This is a genomic window from Marinobacter sp. EhC06 (assembly GCF_001650915.1).
In the GTDB taxonomy this organism is placed as follows: domain Bacteria; phylum Pseudomonadota; class Gammaproteobacteria; order Pseudomonadales; family Oleiphilaceae; genus Marinobacter.
In genome coordinates this window covers 746,434-765,896 of the sequence record NZ_LXYO01000023.1, presented here as the reverse complement: position 1 = coordinate 765,896, position 19,463 = coordinate 746,434, and the positions used below count along the sequence as shown (strand labels likewise).

Below are 19,463 nucleotides of genomic sequence, written 5' to 3'. Positions count from 1 at the left end.
CTGTGTTCAGCCGGCATTTACCAGCCACAGGTCTCGCGTAGCGGCTCGATTGCCCGGCGGTATCCCGAGAGATCAAACAGCAGGCCATCAATGCGACTGTTGGGCGAGTCAATGCGGGCCTCTGTGCCGTCGATCATGGCTTTCACGGTACGAATGGCTGGCAGTCCCCGGCCGCCGCTGAGCACGAAACCGTTGTCCCGCACCCGCCAGACGGTCTGTCCCCGGCCAAACCCCAGTTGAACCCGCTCCTCGTCCATTGCCTCAGGCAGCATCAGCGTGAGTTCAGTAATGTTGTTGTGGCACTGAAGGGCCAGCAGAGGTCTGGGAGGTTGAATCCCCAAAGCGGGAACCGTCACCAGTTGGCCAGCTGCTCGCCCGGTATTCCGGTAAAGCACACCGGCACCGGCATTTTCTGCATCAAGGCTGGCGTATGCCTGTCGCCATCGCTCGGATCGCCGGGCATCCGGGGCCGCAAGTTCCTTGCCGGATGCCGCCAGGGGGGTACCAAAAACCTCGTCAAAGCAGGCCAGCCGTTCAAGTCGCTGGGGCTCACTGGTACAGAGGCGGGCATCCTCAAGCTGGCCAGCGCAGGCATTGGACACCAGTGAAACCAGCGCCAATGCCGCTGCAACACCATCGGTTAATCGCACTCTTCGGGGAATCATGACTCTGTCACCTGGTACTTTAGGCACTTGTGGGCCAGGGTCCGCTTTGGCAGGCCGAGGCTCTCCGCCGCCTGGGCTCGGTTGCCACCATACTGGCGCAATCGCTCGCGAATAATCGCCGCTTCAAAGGCCTGTGCCGCGGCTTTAAGATCCCGGATCTCTTCCACAGCGGGTAGATCCACGGGATTTCTGTCCCTGACATCCCAGGGTGCGCTGGTCCAGCCATCGGACTCTTCAAACAGGTCATTAATCCTCAGAACTTCCGGCTGGATATCGTCACCGCCCGGAGTTTGCAGACAGGCCAGTTCAATGATGTTGCGCAGCTCACGGACATTTCCCGGGAAGTCGTATCCGGCCAGCAGGTGCAGAGCGTGGCTGGAAATGCCCATGGGCCCGCTACCCTCACGCTCGGTATACAGGCGGATAAAGTGACGGCTCAGGGCTTCGAGGTCGTCGGGGCGCTCCCGCAAGGGCGTCACCCGCAGCGGAAACTGGCTCAGGCGATAAAACAGGTCCCGCCGGAAGCTGCCGTCTTCGATACCTGCCTGCAGCGGCTGGTGGGTGGCAGCTACCAGGCGAAAATCGGAATGCTGTTCCTCACGGGCGCCCAGTGGGCGGAACTGACGGCTCTCCAACACCCGGAGCAGCTTCGACTGCAGGGCCAAGGGCATGTCGCCGATTTCATCCAGGAACAGGGTGCCGCCGTTGGCCTGTGCCAGAAGCCCCTGCTTGTCCCGGTCGGCGCCTGAGAACGCTCCCCTGGTATGCCCGAAAAGTTCGCTTTCCAGGAGGGTATCGGGAATCGCGGCGCAGTTGACCACCACCATTGGACCATCGGCCCGGTCGGACAGTTCATGGATACCGCGGGCGACCACATCCTTGCCACAGCCGGTTTCACCCTGCACCAAAACGGACAGTTGGCTGCCGGCGGCCCGGACGATCTGGGCCCGGAGGCTGGTCATGGCCTGGGAATTGCCAACCAGGGTTCGGGCCAGTTGTTCGCACCGGGTGCGAACGGTTTCGGCGTCGTGCAAATGATCCAGTGACCGCTTGAGCAGGCGGCGCTGCCAGACCTGGTCGCGGCTCTGAAGCTGGGTAATCCATTGATGAACCAGCAGTTGTCGTAGGCCACAATACAGAGGCTGGCCGGTAATGCCGTTCCAGTCGGGTTCGTCCCGACACAGGACGAGCATCCCCAGGGTTCGGCCATCATTACCGGTGAGGGGCTCGAGCCACAGGGAACGGGGACGGTCGCTGGCCTCGAACAGGGCCTGGAAGCCGGCGTGATCGAGGCGGTAGCTGGCGGCACGGGTAAGTTCCCGGGCTTTGCCGGTTTGCAGCACGTGGGCAAAGGGGTGGCTGAAGTCGCCGCAGTCGAATTCGCCGTGCTCGGCGAGGTCGCTGCAGTGCAGGGTTCGGCCACTGAGGTCGAGTTCGAGTGCCCAGCAGCGGGTCAGGCCGAAGGCGTTTTCCAGCTGTTTTGTGGCGGTTTTCAGCAGATCCGGCAGGTTGTCCTGCTGGATCAGGGCCACCGCCAGGTCTATGCCGGTGTGCAGTTCCATCTGCATCCGTCCCATTCTTCCTTTCCCTGTTGGGTTGTTGTGGAGTTCGCCGACCGCGCAGTCTGCGGGGTGGCTTTCCAAAACACGCTGTGAATACATCCTTGTACGCTCCGCTCCGCCCCTCACTGCTTACTGCTCCTGCGTCGCAGTGAGGGTCCTGTCTTGGCCATCCCTGGCCAACACGTGAAGAGCTTTCGCTCTTCACCCATGGCTCCGCAGGGTTTTGGAAAGCCACCCCGCAGGCTACGCTACGCTTCAGTTGCCTTAGGCAACAGTTCCTACGAATCGATGCTCATCGACCCCCAGCGTCACCCTATTCACCGGCTCCCTCGCAGCCAGTTTCTCCAGCAACGCCAATGAAACCGGCGGTAACAATTCACCCTCTATGATCGACTCAAGCATCCTTGCGCCGTTTTCGCTTCTTGTCGCACGGCTGCGGATGGCATCGATCAGGCCGTCCTGAAGTTCCACTTCGGTGTGATAACGGGCCTTGATCTGGTCCGCCAGGCGCTGGAGTTTGTCGCCAACGATTCGGTTGAGGGTTTCCTCGCCCAGAGGCAGGTAGGGCACCACTTCCATTCTTGCAAGCAAGGCCGGTTTGAAGAATCTGGCCAATTCCGGGTAGAGGGCTTCGTCCAGGCTGGCCGGGGACTCGGCGTGGTTGACGATGGTCTGGTAGCCGAGGTTGGAGGTGAGGAAGAATACGACGTTTTTGCAGTCGATGAGTCGGCCTTCGCCGTCAGCCAGTTCGCCCTTGTCGAACGCTTGGTAGAACAGGTTGAGGACTTCCGGATGGGCTTTTTCGACTTCGTCGAGCAAGACCACGGAGTAGGGTTTCTGGCGGATGGCTTCGGTGAGGATGCCGCCTTCGCCGAAGCCAACGTACCCCGGAGGTGAACCGATCAGGCGGGAGACGGTGTGTTTTTCCTGGTATTCGGACATGTTGATAGTGGCGAGGAACTGGCGGCCGCCGTAGAGCAGTTCGGCCAGCTGTACCACGGTTTCGGTTTTGCCAACGCCGCTGGGACCCACCAGCAGGAAGGCGCCCATGGGGCGGCCGGGCCGGCGCAGGTCGGCGCGGGCGGTGAGCAGGTGCTGGTGCAGGCAGTCGATGGCGGTGTCCTGGCCTTTGATGTGCTCCTGCAGATACGCCGGCAAGTGAGTAATTTTCTCCAGTTCGTCGGTGGTCATTCGATTGACTGGAATGCCGGTCCAGTCGGCGATGACTTCGGCCACCTGTCTGGCGTCAACGCGGGCGTGCACCAGCGGCTCGTCGGCCTGGAGTTCAGTCAGTTCCTGCTCGATGGCGGCGGCTTCGCTTTTCAGGTCCGGGCGTTCTTCTGTATCCCCATCGGTCAATTCAGAGGTATCCGCTTCGGCCTGCGATTCGCCGGTGAGCAACTGTTCCCGAATCTCCACCAGTCGTGCCACCAGCTCGCGCTGGTCGTTCCAGCGTTGTTCCAGTGCTTCGGATTCGGCAGTGATCCCGGCAATGCGCTTTTCCAGTTCCCGTTCCCGTTCGGCATCCACGCTCTGCCCCAGGGTGTGTTCCCGGCTCAGCAGGTTCTGTTCCATGGCCAGCTGATGCAGCTCGCTGCGGACGTGGCTCAGGCGTCTGGGCGGCATGCTCAAATTCAGGCTGACCCGGGCGCAGGCGGTGTCCAGTACGTCGATGGCTTTGTCCGGTAGCTGGCGGCCGGCAAGGTAACGGGCAGACATGTCGGCGGCGGCTTTCAGGGCGCTGTCGGCGATCAGGACCTGATGGGCTTTCTCATAGACGGTGCGCAGGCCACGGAGGATGTGGACGGCTTCGCCGGGTGTGGGCTCATCCAGCGCCACAGGCTGGAAACGCCGGCTCAGGGCCGGGTCCTTTTCGAAGTATTTCTTGTACTCGCGCCAGGTGGTCGCGGCGATGGTGCGCAGCTCGCCCCGGGCTAGGGCCGGTTTGAGCAGGTTGGCGGCATCGGAGCCGCCTTCGCTGTTGCCGGCACCAATCAGGGTATGGGCTTCGTCAATGAACAGGATGATGGGGGTAGCGGAGCCTTTGACCGCTTCGATAACGCCTTTGAGGCGTTTCTCGAACTCACCCTTCACCGAGGCGCCGGCCTGGAGGGCGCCCATGTCCAGGGTCCAGAGCTCAACGCTTTTCAGGCGGTCAGGCACGTCGCCGTTGACGATGCGCAGAGCCAGGCCCTCCACCACGGCGCTTTTGCCCACACCGGCATCGCCCACCACAATAGGGTTGTTCTTGCGGCGGCGGCAGAGGATGTCGATCATCTGATCGATCTCGGCGTCACGGCACACCACCGGGTCCAGTTTGTCTTCCCGGGCCAGTCCGGTGAAGTCGGTGGCGTAGCGTTTGAGCGGGTCCAGATCCGCGCTGGCCACCGGTTGCCCGAATTCGTGCTCGCTCGGTTCCAGCCGCTCCGCGGAGCCCTGGGTGAACCGATCAAATTGCTTGCGCAGCTGCTCACGGTTGATGTCCGCCAGTAACTGTGCCACCCGGGGCATAAGGTATCGGTCAGCATTCATCAGCAGGGCCAGGAATACCGCGCCGGAACGCAGTTCGGTGTGGCCCAGTTCGGTGGAAGCCAGCAGCCAGGCATCCTGCATCAGTTCCACCAACAGCGGCGAGAACGATGGGTAGGGCTCAGCACTTTGCGCCTCTCCGTTCAGGCTGTCGCCTACCAGCGGTTGCAGTTGCTGATGCTCAATGCCGGTGTGCTCCAGAATCTGGCGCACGTCGGAAAACGGTGTTTCCAGCAGTTTGAACAGTAAATGGGCCGGAGTGATTTCCGCGCCCTGGCGGCTGATGCACAGGGCGGCGGAGGCTTCCAGCGCCTGGCGTGAAATGTCGTTGAGGCGCCCGATCAGCGCCGGCAGTTCTACCCGAATCACGTTGATGTCCTTATTTCGGTAGTTGGTCGAGTACGCGCAATACGTCCGTGATGCGCTCGTTCAGTGCCATGTTATACAGGGAGTAGATGCCGGCCATGACCGCCACAAACAGACCTGCAATGCCCCAGACGGGCATGCCGCTGCGCAACCGGTTCCGGGTTGGCGTCACGTTCGCCCGGGCATCCGCAAGAGGCGGCTGGTCCTGTTCCTCCTGCAACGCTTTCAGTTGCTCGTGCAGGCCACGGACAATCTGGTCGTATTCATCCCGGCCGTTTTCCATCACCTTGTACCGCCCTTCGAAACCCAGAGAGAGGCACAGGTAGATAAACGACAGCATGTCGCGATAGCGGGCCGGTTCCTGTTCCATCCGGGCAAGAATGGCAAAAACCTTTTCCCCACCCCAGGTCTCGTTGTGGAAGCGGGACAGCAGGGAGTGCTGAGACCAGACGCTATGGGCGCCCCAGTCGGTTCCCAGCACGGCCTCGTCGATGAAGGCGCAGAGAACGTACCGATAAGCGACAACAACCGGCCGGTCGTAACCCTGTTCCACCAGTTCCCGGTCGATGGCAGCGATTTCATCCACCACCTGCTGGTAGAGGGTTTCCACCGCGCGATAATCCGCCAGCCTGCGTATCCTGATCACCAGGCCAAGCAAGGGTGTGGCGGCGTCAATCAGGCGGTTATGTTCCAACCCCCTGAGCTGGAACTGCTCGTCGACCTGGCCTTCCCTGTTGCCCTCAGCGGCTGCCCGGCTGTTGGCAAAAATCAGATCACTGAACGCACTGCTGCCGGAATTCCTGCTGCCGTTGGGTAAGTCCATTACCTGTGCATCTGCCATGATTTAGCTCCTGATTGCCCAGAACTGCATTTCCATGCCCGGGAAACTGCCGGCCACGTGGAATGCGAAGCCGCTGGCGTTGTCGAGCATTTGCCAGGCCTGGCTCTGGTCGTCCAGGCGGAAGTACACGAAGCCGGCGTGGTAAGGCAACTGCCGGGGTGCAACCGGTAACGCAGCGAGCGGAATTCCCGGCAGCTGCAGGCTGATGAGATCCCGTATTTTCTCCACCGAGGCCACCTTGCACTGCTGGGTGAACTGCTTGCGCAGATCGTCCAGCGGCATGTCGGCTTTGACCGCAAGAATGAATTCCGCATCCCGGACCAACTGGGCATCCTGAACCGGGGCCACGGTCAGGCCATACTGGCGCTGCTGAAGCTGGATAGCCAGGGCTCTTGGTTCCAGCACCGTGCTCAGGGACTGCCGCAGAACCTGCATGAGCGGGGTAAAACAATCCTCCGGCAGATCGTGGTCATAGGCCGGGTACTCCCTCGGCAGGCGCCCTTCATCGGTGAAGGTCACCAGCTCGCCACACAGTTCCAGCAGGGCTTCGAACAGCCGTTCAGGATGCAACTGGCGCAGGCGGGCCAGGTGCATGAACCTGGGATGGGCCCGATTCAGCATCTGCAGCAACATGAAATCCGCCACGTCGGCAACACCGCCCTGCCCCGGTGCACCGACACGCTCGGCGATATTGCGTGCCCGCTCCCGCATCAGTCCGGCCATTTCACCGACAAATCTCTGGAGCCTGGGTGCGGCTCGCACACTCAGCATGGTGGGGAGGAAGTTCGGATCCATCACCAGGCTTCCGTCCGGGCGCTTTTCAAGAATCCGGCCGATAGCCAGGGCCGCATAGGCGCTGCGATCTTCCCGCTCCAGCATCAGGCGGGGCGCCACGCGGCCCACATCAATGGTGTGAGCATCGCCGTCGATAGAATGCAGATCCCGGATTTCCCGGGAGTCGGCACGGAACCGGCCGGCCACGGGGGCGTCCGGCCATTCCACTTCCGCCAGGCTTTCACTGCCCAGCGGCAGCGCCAGGTAGACGACCTGATTGGCCACTGAGGCTTCGGTGATTTCCATCGGTTCAGGCATCACGTCTTCCTGGGGCAGACTGAAGCGGGTGCCATCCGGGAACAATCCGGATGCCCGAACCAGGCCAACCCGGCCGAAACTCAGGTACTCTGCGTTCAGTTCCAGGTCGCTGAAGCCATACAGATAATCGGAGATCGCGAGCGCCCGTTCATTGATCTGGTGTTCCAGATATCGCTGCTGTTGCTGGAAGTGTTGGGGCTTGATGAACAGGCCATCACTCCAGACGACTCGATTGGTTACCGCCATCAGGTGTCATCCGAATGCTTGAGTTGAACTTCCCGCTCCCGCAGGTTCACCAGCAGGTTGTAGCGGCCGCCGATTGGATCCACCTTCACCACCTTCTTCCACTGAGACAGGTTGGGATAGGCGTAAAAGGCGATCACGCCGATAAATCGGGTGTCCTGGCCAATCTCGAAGGGTTCGATGAACTTGAACTGGCCCGGCACCAGGGAGTAATCGCTATGATCGACATAGTTCTGGCCCAGTGACGACTCGAGGTCACTCAGTAGCTGGTCGAAATCCCCGGCCATCAACAGTGAGCTGTCGCGCATCTCGATGATCTGAAACGCAATGGGCGTGGGTGCCAGAGATTCGTTCGGGTTTACATCCGGTTCGGCCACCATGGTCAGACCGACCCGGCTGGGCAGATCCTCCGGGTACCCCACCGGGATATCCGGGTCCCAGAGCACTTTTGCGGTTTTGGTGACCGCGTTATATGGGGTGCTGCATCCGGCAAGCACGAATACGATGGCCAGCAAACTCCATTTGCAGGTCTTCACAACGGGTTCTCCCTCTGTAGTTGGCGCAGGTTCTGGTCGTAAGCCTGTTCGAACACTTCCTGGAACAGGCGCTCGAATCCCTGCTGACGACTGGATTTCAACTCTCGGTAATAATGCTGGTACATATCCCAGGCCCAGCGCCCCTCGTCCTCGTTCTGGCGCAGTCCCCGACGGTAACCATGGAAACGACGCAGCAAGGCCTCGGGCGAAAAGGCATGCAGGATGGCCTCCAGCGCCTCGCTGATGGCCTCACGGGTTGCCTGCTGGTGGTGATCCAGGCTCTGCAGACTCTCCCGCACCGCCGCCGGCGCCGACAGGTGAACCGGGCTACGGTGGCTGGCGAACAGGGTCTGCACCGTATCTTCATAACCCTCACCCAACCGCAGTGGATTATCCTCAATGGGTTGCAGGCGGGTTCGCAGCGCCTGATGCCTGCTGTCTTCTCCCTGGTGCAGCGCCAACAACCCTTCCACGGTCGCCTTCAGAGTCTGCCCCGCTTCCTCCAGGAACAGACGCATCTCATCGCTGTCAGCAAAGTCCAGCCCGGCTTCCATACCCCGCAACAGGGGGCCACCACTGATGTGTTTGCTGCTCTGATCTGAAGCCTCCCGGCGATCAGCGCTCTTTGCAATCTCAGGCATCCTGTCTTTCTCTCCTTTGCGAACGGGTAGGCCCATTGCTACGTCGCGGTTTTCACGGTACTCATCCGAAACATGCCTTTCAGCGGCGCGCCAGGAGGTCTCGCTGGCCATCAGCGCATCAGTATCCGACTTCTGCTCGTCCGGCTGCCCGTTCCAGGGCGCCAATGGGTCATCACTGACGGCCTCCCCGGCTACCAGGGCAAGATTCTGCAGTGGCTCCGGGTTCCCGGTCTGGCTGGTTAAGTCCTCGGCCCGCATCAGTGGCCCTTCATCGACATCAATCAGTTGCCCGGCCTGCTCTGCCTCACCGCTCTCAAGCAACGGTTCGCCAACAGCCTCGGCGAACTCCGCACGAAGTTGATAGCGACCAATACTGACGGTATCGCCATGATTCAGTCGTGCCCGACGGCCCCGGCCTACAGGCTGACTTGCGCTATTGATGTAGGTCCGGCCACTGCGATCAATCAGGCAGAAGCCGCCGTCCAGAAAACGGATCTCTGCGTGGCCAGGAACCGCACCCGTTCGCTGGGACGATAACCGCCAGGTATCACTGGCTGCTGTGCCGATAGAGCCGCCGCGAACGCTGAAACAGTGCTCGATGGTTGCCCCACCGCCGGCAACGGTCGGATTGGTGACTGTCAGCTTGAGGCCCGCAGCCTGTTGTTCATCCATGAATGCCTTCCCTGCCGGGTTTACCGGCGAATCTGAATCCGGACCGCCGGTCGGCGCCGAGCCTTTTCCGGGGTCACGAAGGAATTCCAGCCCAGCCGGACATCTTCCCCCAGCTCCATGGGGCGGATGTCTTTCGGACGCATTTGAAGCTCCAGGTCGTAGGCCAGTTGCTCCCGCGTAGCGAACTCCACCAGTTTGACCAGGCGCTGGTGGTCCTGGCCATTGGGCAGGAAATCCGCAAAGCGCTGTCGGCTGAGATTCCGCAACCGGAGCACAAATTTGCCACTGCGATCCCGAATGGCCGATCCCACCAATGTGTCGCTGCCCAGAGAGGCGTTGGCCTGGCCCAGTCGGGTCTGTTGATCATCGGCGATGGCCACCTTGCGCAGGACCCACTGTTCAATACTGACATCGTCCAGATCGAAGCAATGGGCAACGATGCCGCTCACCACCTCCGGCGACCGGCTGCGACCGGCCATCAGGCCGGAATAGGCCAGCATCTTGGACCAGTTAACCGGTGTTGCCTCCCGCAACCGGCTGTCGCCGAGTCCTATAAGGGCAAAGATCAGTTCTGAAAAGCCGTCCGAGGCACCGGGTTGAAACCGAACGTAATAGCGATACTTGCGCCACGCCCGGTGGAACAGCGTGACCAGGCGGTGATTGAAAAAATCAAGAAAATGCCGCCGGATGCCCAGATTCTGCCCCGCTTCCCAGGCCAGATCCTCCAGGTAATAGCCCGGCAACGGCGACTGGGAGCCGTGCAACCCCAGAAAGCTGACTTCCATCTGATACGGGGCATGCTCGTGCTCCGGCGACAGCGCCGAAACCACATCGCTGCCGGGAAACCCCAGCCCCGCGGAGGCGGAAAACCGGATCCGTTCCTGACGGGGCTGGTCGTCGCTGTTTCGCTCCAGATCATCCCCGTGGTGCCGGTGAATCAGATCCACCAGCTGGAAAAAACTGTATCGCCGCGCATTGCCCAGAACGGGTTGCAGCTCGGCTACATCAGCGGCTGCTGACCTTGCTGTAACGTCCATGTGTACCGTTCCTGATTATCGGTGTTCACCACTTCCAGTTGGTGAAATGCGTTGATACTGGCGTAAAGAGCAAAGAACTGGCTGAGAACCGTGCCAAACAGGTAAAGATCACCCTCCGATGCAAAGGCCTGCTGGTCCAGTTTCAGTACCGAGCGGATCCCCCGCACCGGCAGGCCCTTGACCATCCGGTCAACCGGAGCCGTCTCGATACCGGTAATACCAGCCAGACGCTTCTGGGATACCCGCTCCGCCTGACGGTCCACCAGAGCCCGGAAATCATAGACCCGCAGCACCGTGCGCAGGGCATCCACATCCAGCATGGACAGGTAATTGAGTGACAGATTCGAGATCAGCGTCCACAACAGGCTGCCATCCAGGGTTGGCCGCAGGGTCGCCGTGGGCCGGGTAATGTTGCTGAAGGTGGCAAACGCCGGCGTGCTCTCGGTCGCCATGCAGATTTCGCCAACCGCCAGCTGGCTGGGCAACTGGCGGTTGGTACAGGTCAGGGTCAGGGAAACCGCTTCTTGCCGGCTCAGGCACTCGGATTCGTCGCCCCGGACAAATGACATGTAATGATCAAAACCGTCCCCGCGCACGCTGTCCCGGGCCCGGACCCGGTAGTACAGGGCGGTACGTCCCCGGTCCCGTTCCACCTCATGCTGGAAACTCTCGAAGGCCGTGTAGATGCGGGGCTCACCGCGCCCGGACCGACCCTCCAGCCAGCCTTCCACCTGCTCGATGCTGAACACCTCGTAGTGGTCCGGGGAGCGGCTGGAAGGCGAAATCCGGTATTCGGTCTGGCGGCCGTTCAGATCCACCGGTTCGCCTTCATGGGTAAACAGGTTCACCGCCGGTGTGCAGTAGAGCTGAAAATTGTCTTCCCGCACCTTGGCGTCCGGCGGCAGGATACGGCTGAAATGGAAACGCAGGCTGATTTCGTCCGCCTGCAGCGCAGGCAGCCGGCGTGCCAGGCCGTGGATGTCCACGAAACGGAAGGCCTCAGGGAAGCTGAGGTATTCCTGCAGAATGCGGTAGCCGGGGTAGGCGTTCTTCGGGTACGGCAGCAGAGCCTCATCGTTGCCAAATCCCACCGGCTGCAACAGCGAGGCCGGCAGGCGGTATACAGCGTCCCCCACCACCAGATCGATGCGTTCGAGATAGTGGTTCAGCCAGAGAAACAAGGTTTCGGCGATATGACTCTCGCCGCCCAGATAAAAGCGCAGGCTTTCCATACCCAGTGACGACAGGGGCTGATCGGTATGCAGCGCAAGGTCCACGGTGACAGACGATACCTCGCGCGAGTGTTCGGCATGGGCCGCGGCAACGCTCACGGGAAATACGTCCACCGCGCGGCAGGTGCGGAACCGGCACTGGGTCTGGCGATTGGCATCGCCCAGGGGCCGGCTCTTGATCTCGGTGTGGCGGTCTACCCTCTGGCGCTCACTGATGGCATGCAACTGCGGATCAAAGCGCATGATCGTGCAACTGGGTACCGGCCGCAGATAATTCGGCCACAACATGTTCAGCAGCGAGTGGGTAATCTCCGGGAACTCGTCCTCGACCTTTTCCCGGAGCTTTCCGGTCAGGAAAGCAAAACCTTCCAGCAGCCGTTCAACATCTGGATCGGTGCTCTGCTCGGACAGAAACCGTGTCAACTGCGGATGGGCATCCGCGAATTCCCGGCCCTGAAGCCTGAGAAAACTCAACTCGTCCCTGTAGAACCGATTTAACTTCATACAACTACCGCATCCTTGGGAGTATGAGACGGTCGGTACACTTTTCTTCCGGGAAAAAACAACTCGCTGCGCTCAGACATTTTTTTCCCTGCAGAAAAGCATCCCCACCGTCTCTCGCCATCCTTGGTGTTTGCTTATCCGTTTCGTTACACCACCTGGTAGTAACGTTTGTCATCCAATACTAAATCTATGGTCGTTTTGTCGTCATTTGCGCCGACATTCAGGTACACGGTCACCTGAAACCGCAACTGCAGCGGATCGGGTCCCTGGGGCAGATTAACCACATCCACCCGCTTCACCCTGGGTTCGAACTTCTCGATGCACTGCCGGATCGCGCCACGGATCTGGACGCTCAGATCGTGGGTGCCGAGCGTGGCGTCGTTGAAGTCCAGCAGGCCCAGATCCGGCACGCTGGCGCTGTTGCCCGGGTGGGCGTTCAGCAGCCGAACCAGATGGCGCTTGATGGATTCAACAACGTGGGTGACTTCTCCCATACTCTGGCCGGCCGGTTCGGCAGCCTGCTCCAGTCTCTCGAACAGGCTGCCGCTGCCGGCCTGCGATCCGTCGCTGGCCGGGTGCTGGAACACGGATTAATCCTTGTCCAGCCGGCCAACCAGTGACAGTTCGAAGTTGGCACCCATGTACTTGAAGTGGGGCCGAACCGCCAGGGACACCTGGTACCAGCCCGGATCGCCTTCCACGTCAGAGACGGTGACCTGTGCCGCGCGCAGGGGTCGACGGCTGCGGACTTCCGCGGGCGGGTTTTCCTGATCGGCCACGTACTGGCGAATCCAGGTGTTCAACTCACGCTCCAGGTCCTGGCGCTCCTTCCATGAGCCGATCTGTTCCCGCTGCAGGACCTTGATGTAGTGGGCCAGGCGGTTGACGATCATCATGTAAGGCAGCTGGGTACCCAGCTTGTAGTTGGTTTCCGCTTCCTTGCCTTCCTTGGTGTTGGGGAACTGCTTGGGTTTCTGCACCGAGTTGGCGGAGAAGAAGGCCGCGTTATCGCTGCCCTTGCGCATGGTCAGGGCAATGAAGCCCTCGTCTGCCATTTCGTATTCGCGACGATCGGTGATCAGCACTTCGGTCGGGATCTTGGCTTCCAGCTGACCGAAGGATTCGAACAGGTGCACCGGCAGGTCCTCGACTGCGCCGCCACTTTGGGGACCGATGATGTTCGGACACCAGCGGTACTTGGCGAAGCTTTCGGTCAGGCGGGTGGCCAGCAGGTAGGCTGTGTTGCCCCACAGGTAATGCTCGTGGTCCGCCGATACGTCTTCCTTGTAGTTGAAGCTGCGCACCGGGTTTTCGGTGGGATCGTAAGGTACCCGCAGCAGGAAGCGCGGTGAAGTGAGCCCCAGATAGCGGGCGTCTTCGGATTCACGCAGAGAGCGCCATTTGGCGTATTTCGGGCCTTCGAAAACGGCCTTCAGTTCCTTGATGGCGGGCAGTTCCTGGTAGCTGTCGACGCCGAAGAACGACGGGGCCACCGAGGACAGGAACGGGGCATGGGCCATCGCTCCGACAGATGACACGTACTGCAGCAACTTCATGTCTGGTGTAGACGGGGTAAAGGCGTAGTTGCCAACAACCGCGCCGACCGGTTCACCACCGAACTGGCCATATTCCGTGGAATAGATGTGCTTGTAGAAGCCGGTCTGGGTGACGTCGGGCGCGAACTCGAAGTCTTCCAGCAGTTCGGTCTTGGTGGCGTGGAGGATATCCACCTTGATGTTTTCGCGGAAGTCGGTGCGATCGACCATCAGCTTCAGGCCACGCCAGGAAGACTCCAGTTCCTGCAGCTTGGGCGCGTGCAGGATTTCATCCATCTGGGCGCTGATCTTCCGATCCAGCTCAACCACCATCTGGTCCACCAGAGCCTTATTGACCGGTTGGCCTTTCTCCTCGCTTTTCAGCAGGTTGGCGATAAACGTTGCCACGCCCTTGCGAGCGACATCGTAACCCTCATCCGCCGGGGCCATACGGCTGTTGGCCATGACCTGGTCCAGCAAAGACCCTTCTGCAACGGATTCGGAGGCAGCAGATTGCTGCACAGCAGTATCAGACATACCACATCCCTTCAGTACGTTTTGAATTCAATCGGAAGTTATGAGCGCGCGTTCGCTTACTCGTTGCTGTCGGTGGCCAGTTCCAGTTCGGCCAGCAGCTTGTCCCGGGCGTCGTCGTTGTCCAGCAGTTCCTGGAGCTTGGAGCGGAACGACGGCACGTTACCCAGAGGGCCTTTCAAGGCCACCAGGGCTTCCCGCAGTTCAATCAGCTTGTTCAGCTCCGGAACCTGACGGGCAACGCTGTCGGGGGAGAAATCATCAAGAGTCTGGAATTCCAGGTTTACCGGCAGTTCGTCGGCTTCCTCATCCAGCTTGTTGGTCACGGTGGTGGAAAGGGTCAGGCCGGCTTCCTTCATGACCGAACGGAAATTGTTCTTGTCGACGGAAATGGCCTTGCGATCTTCGATCGGGGTTTCTTCGGCGTGTCCCTTGAAATCACCAACAACGAACATCTTCAGCGGCAATTCGGTTTCTGCCTGCTGATCTCCGGTGGCGGGGACGTACTTGATATTGATGCGCTCTTTAGGCGCGACGGAACCGTCTTTTGAAGACATGCGCTTGCTCCCTGTGCAAATCATTTGCAATTGTTCAATCCCTTGTACGCACCCTCCTGGCACGCAACGAGAAAAACTCTACACAGATCATTTGCCTTTCTCAAGCAAAAACTGGCCAGCATTTTTCCGTAATGTGCACCCGGGCAAGCTTTTGCCAGAATGCCCGGGCTTTCCTTTCCGCCAATAACCAAAGAAGATTCGGTCAATGACGGAGCCAGTGGCGGTGGCTATACTCGCTCAACAAACAGGACCAAAGTAAAACCATACGGAGATCAACATGAGTGACCTGAGAACCCGCTTCGACGAAGCCGTTAACTATATCCAGACCGCTGAGGGCGACTTCAAACCCTCCAACGAGATGAAACTGGAATTCTATGCCCTCTACAAGCAGGCCACCGAGGGCGATGTGTCCGGCAAGCGCCCGGGCATGATGGATTTTGTCGGCCGCGCCAAGTTTGATGCCTGGGAGAAGTTGAAAGGCATGTCCAGCGATGATGCCATGCAGAAGTACATCGACAAGCTCGAAGCCCTGAAATAACTGGCGTTCCAGCCCAGACTCTGGTCATAAACTGACCAGAGTCAATCTTCCTGAATAAAGCTTTGCGCTCGTAAATCTCTTGTCATAAGATGCGCCCAAAATAACAAGACCAATTCATCAGCAAGAGTTATTTATGGACATCACCGAGGCGCTGGAACAGTCCCAGCCAGGCTTAGTGGCACGGGTCAAGGACGCCATTCACAAGCACAAGCTCAATCACCGCTCAGAGCAGACCTACCTTCACTGGATCACCCGATTCGTGCTGTTCACCGATCTGAAGGATCCTGATGCACTGGCCAATGAAGATCGCCAGCTCTTTCTCGAGTATCTGAGTGATCGCATGCGGGTATCCCGCGCGCGTTTCAATCAGGCCAGCCAGGCCCTGGCATTCTTTTATGAGGATGTACTGGGTAGGACGGCTACCGGTAACGACGGCTGCGCCGCCGCCTGACATTCTGCCTCAACGCTCGTTCATATTGATGTTCAGAGCGTCGTAGGTGCGGTTCTCCGGCGGACGAATCACGTAGTTGTTACTGTGGGTTTGCCCGGGAATGGACTTGGGATTGCTGAACCGGAACTCCACCGGAATCTGGGAACGGCCAAGGTCAGTGCGGCTATCACCAGGGCGAAGGCCCAGCGGATCCAGGTAAAAATCGTCCTCAACCCGGGGCTTCAGTGGAACACCCGCAGCCGGCGCCGACAAACCACCCTCGATGACCGTGTTGGCCAGGGTCTCCTCCTCCATGGAGTTAAGCTGGATAGTATGGATTGTTGAACGCTCCTCGTAATGGAAAGCGGGATCCTGCTTGTCGCTCTGCGCAAACGCCCCACCCGTAAAAACGGGAACGGCAATCAGCCCCGCCAACACCAGCGGTTTGCTTAGCCTGCTCTGGACGTTCCTGGTTCTTCCACGCATACCCATGGCAATTACCCCGGCAGACTATCCTGTCTGCGTACAGTTGTGACAAATTTTGATCAGTTTATCGACAAATCACACAACCTGCCCGGGCACTCGCCAATTTTGTGACATTATTCACTTGTCGTCGGCGGGCGCCTGGTAACGAATACCAACCACGAATACCGACTTCCAGCCTTCCGGAGTGCGAACGCTCACCTCATCGTCCAGGCGTTTGCCAATCAGGGCCCGGGCCAGGGGTGAGTTGATGCTGAGATAGCCTTTGTTCAGATCAAACTCGTCCGCGCCTACCAGCCGATAGGTCTGTTCCTCGCCCTCCTCGTCTTCCACCGTTACCCAGGCACCAAAAAACACCTTGTCGCGGTCATCTGGTAAACGGTCAACCACTGTGAGTTCTTCCAGGCGCTTGCTGAGGAAACGCACCCGACGGTCGATTTCCCGAAGCTGCTTCTTGCCGTAGATGTACTCGGCATTCTCGGATCGATCACCAAGGGCGGCGGCCTCACGCACGGCCTGAGTCACTTCCGGGCGCTTGACCTTCCAGAGATACTGCAGTTCGTCACGCAAGGCCCGTTCGCCTTCCGGCGTGATGTATCTAGGGCGGGGGCCGCCATTACCGGGAACCTGGGTCATTGGTCTCGCAACGTCCTCTACCAATTGGAAATCAGAATATGGAAGGGCATAAAAAAACCCCGTAAAAACGGGGTAAGGCTAGCGCTGTGCTGGAGGGAGAAGCAAGCAACAAATCTGCAGGCTTCCAAAGCTACAGTTTCAATTATGCACACCAAGGATTACACCGGCGTGGCCAAGGAATTACCTTTTGGTCAGGGAAACTACGAACGCTGGCTTCGGGAATTAGGTTGCAGACTCTAGGATCGGAGCATAACGTAAGAGCATATTGTTTCTCACAGATTCCCTTCACGGAGACACCAACATGAATACCCAAACGCTGCTGAACATGGCACTTAATGGCGTGGATGCTATTGGCTACCGGTTGGACCAGTACGGCATTACCGGCAAGATCAACCGTCACAACATTGCGGCTTTTCTGGCGGCAGAGCAGAAGCATCTGGAAGGTGAGTGGGACAGCGTTCAGGTGCGGGTAAATCGTCGCCGCTCTCAGGTTGAAAAGATTACCCACGAGATCGAGTCCCGCAAAGACGCCCTGATCGGCCCGGTGCTGTCGAAGATCAACCGGTTCCGCGCCAGTCAGTGAGTATCTACACCAGTGGATTCTGAGGCGGTTCGGGTTTCCCCGGCCGCTGAATCCGCCGGCTGCTCGGCTTGGGCTGCGCGGATTCGCTTACGAGCTTCGGTAAAGGCAGGCATTCTTACCGCTACAGTCAGCCCCGGCGGGGTTTCACCAGGCTGTGTATCACTCAGAACAATCCGGCCCTGATGAATCTCTGCAACAGCGCTCACCAGGCTGAGCCCCAGGCCGTTACCCGGTAGCGACCGACTCTTGCCCACCCTGTAGAAACGCTGGAAAACCTGGTCTTTCTCAGCATCGGGAATCCCAATGCCACTGTCGCGAACTTCAAAGACGGCTTCAGCGCCCTCCCGGCGAACGGCAACGCCAATCACGCCATGCTCGGGGGTGTACTTGATCGCATTATCAATCAGATTGCTGACCATCTGGAACAGAAGGTCACGATCACCCTCAATCTTCACACCGCTTTCCAGCTCCTGTTCAAAGGACTGGTCCTTATCCTCTGCCAGCGCTTCATAGAGTTCGCAGGCATCGGCAACCAGCTCGTCCAGCGATACCGGCTTCATATCTGCGGTATTGCCACGGGTTTCCAGTCGGGCGATGCGCAACAGGGCGTTAAAGGTTGCCAGCAACTGGTCAGCTTCGGCAACGGCACGGCCAGCCTGCTCCCTTGCTTCGTCGTTATCCACCGACATCAGGGTGTTTTCCAGCTGGTTGCGTAGGCGGGTCAGGGGGGTACGCAAATCGTGGGCAATGCTGTCGGAAACGTGCCGAATACCTTCCATCAGGTACACAATCCGGTCGAGCATCTGATTCAGGTTTTCCGCCAGCTGGTCGAAATCATCGTCGGTGCCGCGGGTTGGAATTCTCAGGGACAGATGGCCGTTCATGATCCGGCGGGAGGTGTTGTTGATCACCTCGATGCGCCGGGTCGTGCTCCGGCTCATCAAAAAACCACCGAGTAACGCGAGTGCAAGGGTGATCCCCATTCCCCAGTTAATGGCGGTTTCAATCACCCGCTTGAGATTGGTGAGTTCGTCGACGTCACGGCCCACCAGCAGGCGCAAGCCACCCTGAACCTCAAAAATTCGCGCGCGGGCGAGGCGTTCGGGCCCGGTCCAGCCCACGGATTCATTGAGGGTGAAATTGATCCAGCCACTCTCGGAACGGCTGCCTTCCGGCCAGGTTTCGATATTGCCGGCCAGCTTGAGGAAGTCATCGGTGGTCAGCAGGTAGATGGATTTGGCGTTGGGGTCGCGGGCAACACGTTCACGGATGATGGTGATGAGGCCATTTACGCCACGGCCACGGTACTGCTCCGCCAGACCGGCGATTTCCGCTTCGATGGTTTCGTCGGTCTGGGCGGTCATGAAGCCCGCCGTACGCCAGTAGATAAAGGCCAGTAACAGAAATACCGAGGTGGCAAACACCACCATGTACAGCAGGGCTAGCTGGAAGGACGAGGTCCTGAGCTGGCTAAGCAGTTTCACGTAACATGTACCCTGCACCCCGAATGGTCTGCAGTAAGGGTGTATCGAATTCCTTATCGATCTTGGCTCGCAGCCGGCTGATGTGCACGTCAATCACATTGGTCTGGGGATCAAAATGATAATCCCAGACTTTCTCCAGCAGCATGGTCCGGGTGACCACCTGGCCGGCATTACGCATCAGGTATTCCAGCAGACGGAACTCCCTGGGCTGGACATCAATATTCTGGCCGGCACGCTTTACCGTGCGCGCCAGCAGGTCCATCTCCAGGTCCGCCACCCGCAATACGGTTTCGGTTTCGGCCGACTGGCGATTACGCCGCACCAAAGACTCGATACGGGCCAGCAGTTCGGTGAACGAGAAGGGCTTGGTCAGGTAGTCATCCCCGCCGCCTCGTAAACCTTCAACACGGTCGTCCACATCCCCCAGGGCGCTGAGAATCAGAACCGGCACCTGGTTTCCGGTCGCACGTACCGTTTTGATGATGGAAAGACCGTCCATGCCCGGCAGCATGCGGTCCACAATCATGATGTCGTAATCTTCGCTGGCCGCCATCATCATGCCTTCCTTGCCATCGGCCGCATGATCGACCACGAAGTCGGATTCCTTCAGCCCTTTGACAAGATAATTTGCAACGTCCTGATCGTCTTCGATTACCAGCGCTTTCACCGGCTCTCCTCCCGATAGCGGATTACAGTAACGACAAGGGTACGAAGAAGTTGGCAACCCGGCCAGTTACGATCTTGTAAGAGGGTGTCGCCAATG

General features: G+C 59.3%; 19 protein-coding genes. 3 read left to right on the top strand and 16 right to left on the bottom strand.

The features are described 5' to 3' along the window. Window positions 1-17 precede the first annotated feature (17 nt). The 12 genes from vasI to tssB form a co-directional block, all read right to left on the bottom strand. Window positions 18-665: a type VI secretion system-associated protein VasI gene (gene vasI, locus A8B84_RS13390; RefSeq protein ID WP_064229639.1), complete on the bottom strand. Its 648-nt coding sequence runs from the start codon at window positions 663-665 to the stop codon at window positions 18-20. Continuing rightward, on the bottom strand, window positions 662-2,233 hold the full coding sequence (locus tag A8B84_RS13385; RefSeq protein ID WP_064229638.1) for a sigma 54-interacting transcriptional regulator: 1,572 nt from the start codon (window positions 2,231-2,233) through the stop codon (window positions 662-664). Before A8B84_RS13385 ends, vasI begins: the two co-directional genes overlap by 4 nt. A gap of 258 nt (window positions 2,234-2,491) precedes the next feature. Further along, the gene (tssH, locus tag A8B84_RS13380) at window positions 2,492-5,125 is read right to left on the bottom strand and encodes a type VI secretion system ATPase TssH (protein WP_064229637.1); all 2,634 of its coding nucleotides are present in this window, start codon (window positions 5,123-5,125) and stop codon (window positions 2,492-2,494) included. Between the two features lie 10 nt (window positions 5,126-5,135). Continuing rightward, window positions 5,136-5,963, bottom strand: coding sequence for a type IVB secretion system protein IcmH/DotU (gene icmH, locus A8B84_RS13375; RefSeq protein WP_064229636.1), 828 nt, complete (start codon window positions 5,961-5,963; stop codon window positions 5,136-5,138). 3 nt (window positions 5,964-5,966) lie between these two features. Continuing rightward, complete coding sequence (gene tssK, locus A8B84_RS13370; RefSeq protein ID WP_064229635.1) at window positions 5,967-7,301, bottom strand: type VI secretion system baseplate subunit TssK; 1,335 nt, start codon at window positions 7,299-7,301, stop codon at window positions 5,967-5,969. After that, complete coding sequence (gene tssJ / locus A8B84_RS13365; protein ID WP_064229634.1) at window positions 7,301-7,834, bottom strand: type VI secretion system lipoprotein TssJ; 534 nt, start codon at window positions 7,832-7,834, stop codon at window positions 7,301-7,303. The genes tssK and tssJ overlap by 1 nt, the downstream gene beginning before the upstream one ends. Continuing rightward, complete coding sequence (tagH, locus tag A8B84_RS13360) at window positions 7,831-9,147, bottom strand: type VI secretion system-associated FHA domain protein TagH (RefSeq protein ID WP_064229633.1); 1,317 nt, start codon at window positions 9,145-9,147, stop codon at window positions 7,831-7,833. The genes tssJ and tagH overlap by 4 nt, the downstream gene beginning before the upstream one ends. A gap of 20 nt (window positions 9,148-9,167) precedes the next feature. Next, window positions 9,168-10,184, bottom strand: a complete 1,017-nt coding sequence (gene tssG, locus A8B84_RS13355; protein ID WP_064229632.1) for a type VI secretion system baseplate subunit TssG — start codon at window positions 10,182-10,184, stop codon at window positions 9,168-9,170. Then, window positions 10,148-11,920 (bottom strand): type VI secretion system baseplate subunit TssF, encoded by a 1,773-nt coding sequence (gene tssF / locus A8B84_RS13350; protein ID WP_064229631.1) that lies wholly within the window; start codon window positions 11,918-11,920, stop codon window positions 10,148-10,150. The genes tssG and tssF overlap by 37 nt, the downstream gene beginning before the upstream one ends. A 146-nt stretch (window positions 11,921-12,066) precedes the next feature. Next, window positions 12,067-12,507 carry a type VI secretion system baseplate subunit TssE gene (gene tssE, locus A8B84_RS13345; protein WP_008175712.1) on the bottom strand — a complete coding sequence of 147 codons (441 nt, stop codon included), beginning with the start codon at window positions 12,505-12,507 and terminating at the stop codon, window positions 12,067-12,069. A 3-nt stretch (window positions 12,508-12,510) separates the two neighbouring features. Then, entirely contained in the window at window positions 12,511-13,992 is a 1,482-nt protein-coding gene (gene tssC, locus A8B84_RS13340) for a type VI secretion system contractile sheath large subunit (protein ID WP_064229630.1), read from the bottom strand. 56 nt (window positions 13,993-14,048) lie between these two features. Continuing rightward, window positions 14,049-14,546 (bottom strand): type VI secretion system contractile sheath small subunit, encoded by a 498-nt coding sequence (tssB, locus tag A8B84_RS13335; RefSeq protein ID WP_008175709.1) that lies wholly within the window; start codon window positions 14,544-14,546, stop codon window positions 14,049-14,051. Between the two features lie 277 nt (window positions 14,547-14,823). On the opposite strand from tssB, the gene A8B84_RS13330 reads away from it, so the two are divergent. Both A8B84_RS13330 and A8B84_RS13325 read left to right on the top strand, forming a co-directional pair. Beyond that, window positions 14,824-15,084 (top strand): acyl-CoA-binding protein, encoded by a 261-nt coding sequence (locus A8B84_RS13330; RefSeq protein WP_064229629.1) that lies wholly within the window; start codon window positions 14,824-14,826, stop codon window positions 15,082-15,084. A gap of 133 nt (window positions 15,085-15,217) precedes the next feature. Next, complete coding sequence (locus tag A8B84_RS13325; RefSeq protein ID WP_064229628.1) at window positions 15,218-15,535, top strand: site-specific integrase; 318 nt, start codon at window positions 15,218-15,220, stop codon at window positions 15,533-15,535. Between the two features lie 9 nt (window positions 15,536-15,544). Here the strand turns inward: A8B84_RS13325 and A8B84_RS13320 are convergent, their stop codons facing one another. Together A8B84_RS13320 and greB are read right to left on the bottom strand one after the other, a co-directional pair. Then, the gene (locus A8B84_RS13320) at window positions 15,545-16,000 is read right to left on the bottom strand and encodes a hypothetical protein (RefSeq protein ID WP_227512823.1); all 456 of its coding nucleotides are present in this window, start codon (window positions 15,998-16,000) and stop codon (window positions 15,545-15,547) included. Between the two features lie 117 nt (window positions 16,001-16,117). Beyond that, window positions 16,118-16,633 carry a transcription elongation factor GreB gene (gene greB / locus A8B84_RS13315; RefSeq protein WP_064229626.1) on the bottom strand — a complete coding sequence of 172 codons (516 nt, stop codon included), beginning with the start codon at window positions 16,631-16,633 and terminating at the stop codon, window positions 16,118-16,120. A gap of 301 nt (window positions 16,634-16,934) precedes the next feature. Here greB and A8B84_RS13310 point away from each other — a divergent pair, with 301 nt between their 5' ends. Next, window positions 16,935-17,216 carry a hypothetical protein gene (locus tag A8B84_RS13310; protein WP_064229625.1) on the top strand — a complete coding sequence of 94 codons (282 nt, stop codon included), beginning with the start codon at window positions 16,935-16,937 and terminating at the stop codon, window positions 17,214-17,216. Here A8B84_RS13310 and A8B84_RS13305 read toward each other — a convergent pair. Both A8B84_RS13305 and A8B84_RS13300 read right to left on the bottom strand, forming a co-directional pair. After that, window positions 17,210-18,700 carry a sensor histidine kinase gene (locus A8B84_RS13305; RefSeq protein ID WP_064229624.1) on the bottom strand — a complete coding sequence of 497 codons (1,491 nt, stop codon included), beginning with the start codon at window positions 18,698-18,700 and terminating at the stop codon, window positions 17,210-17,212. The genes A8B84_RS13310 and A8B84_RS13305 overlap by 7 nt on opposite strands. Continuing rightward, complete coding sequence (locus A8B84_RS13300) at window positions 18,687-19,367, bottom strand: response regulator transcription factor (protein WP_008175694.1); 681 nt, start codon at window positions 19,365-19,367, stop codon at window positions 18,687-18,689. Before A8B84_RS13300 ends, A8B84_RS13305 begins: the two co-directional genes overlap by 14 nt. Window positions 19,368-19,463: the final 96 nt, after the last annotated feature.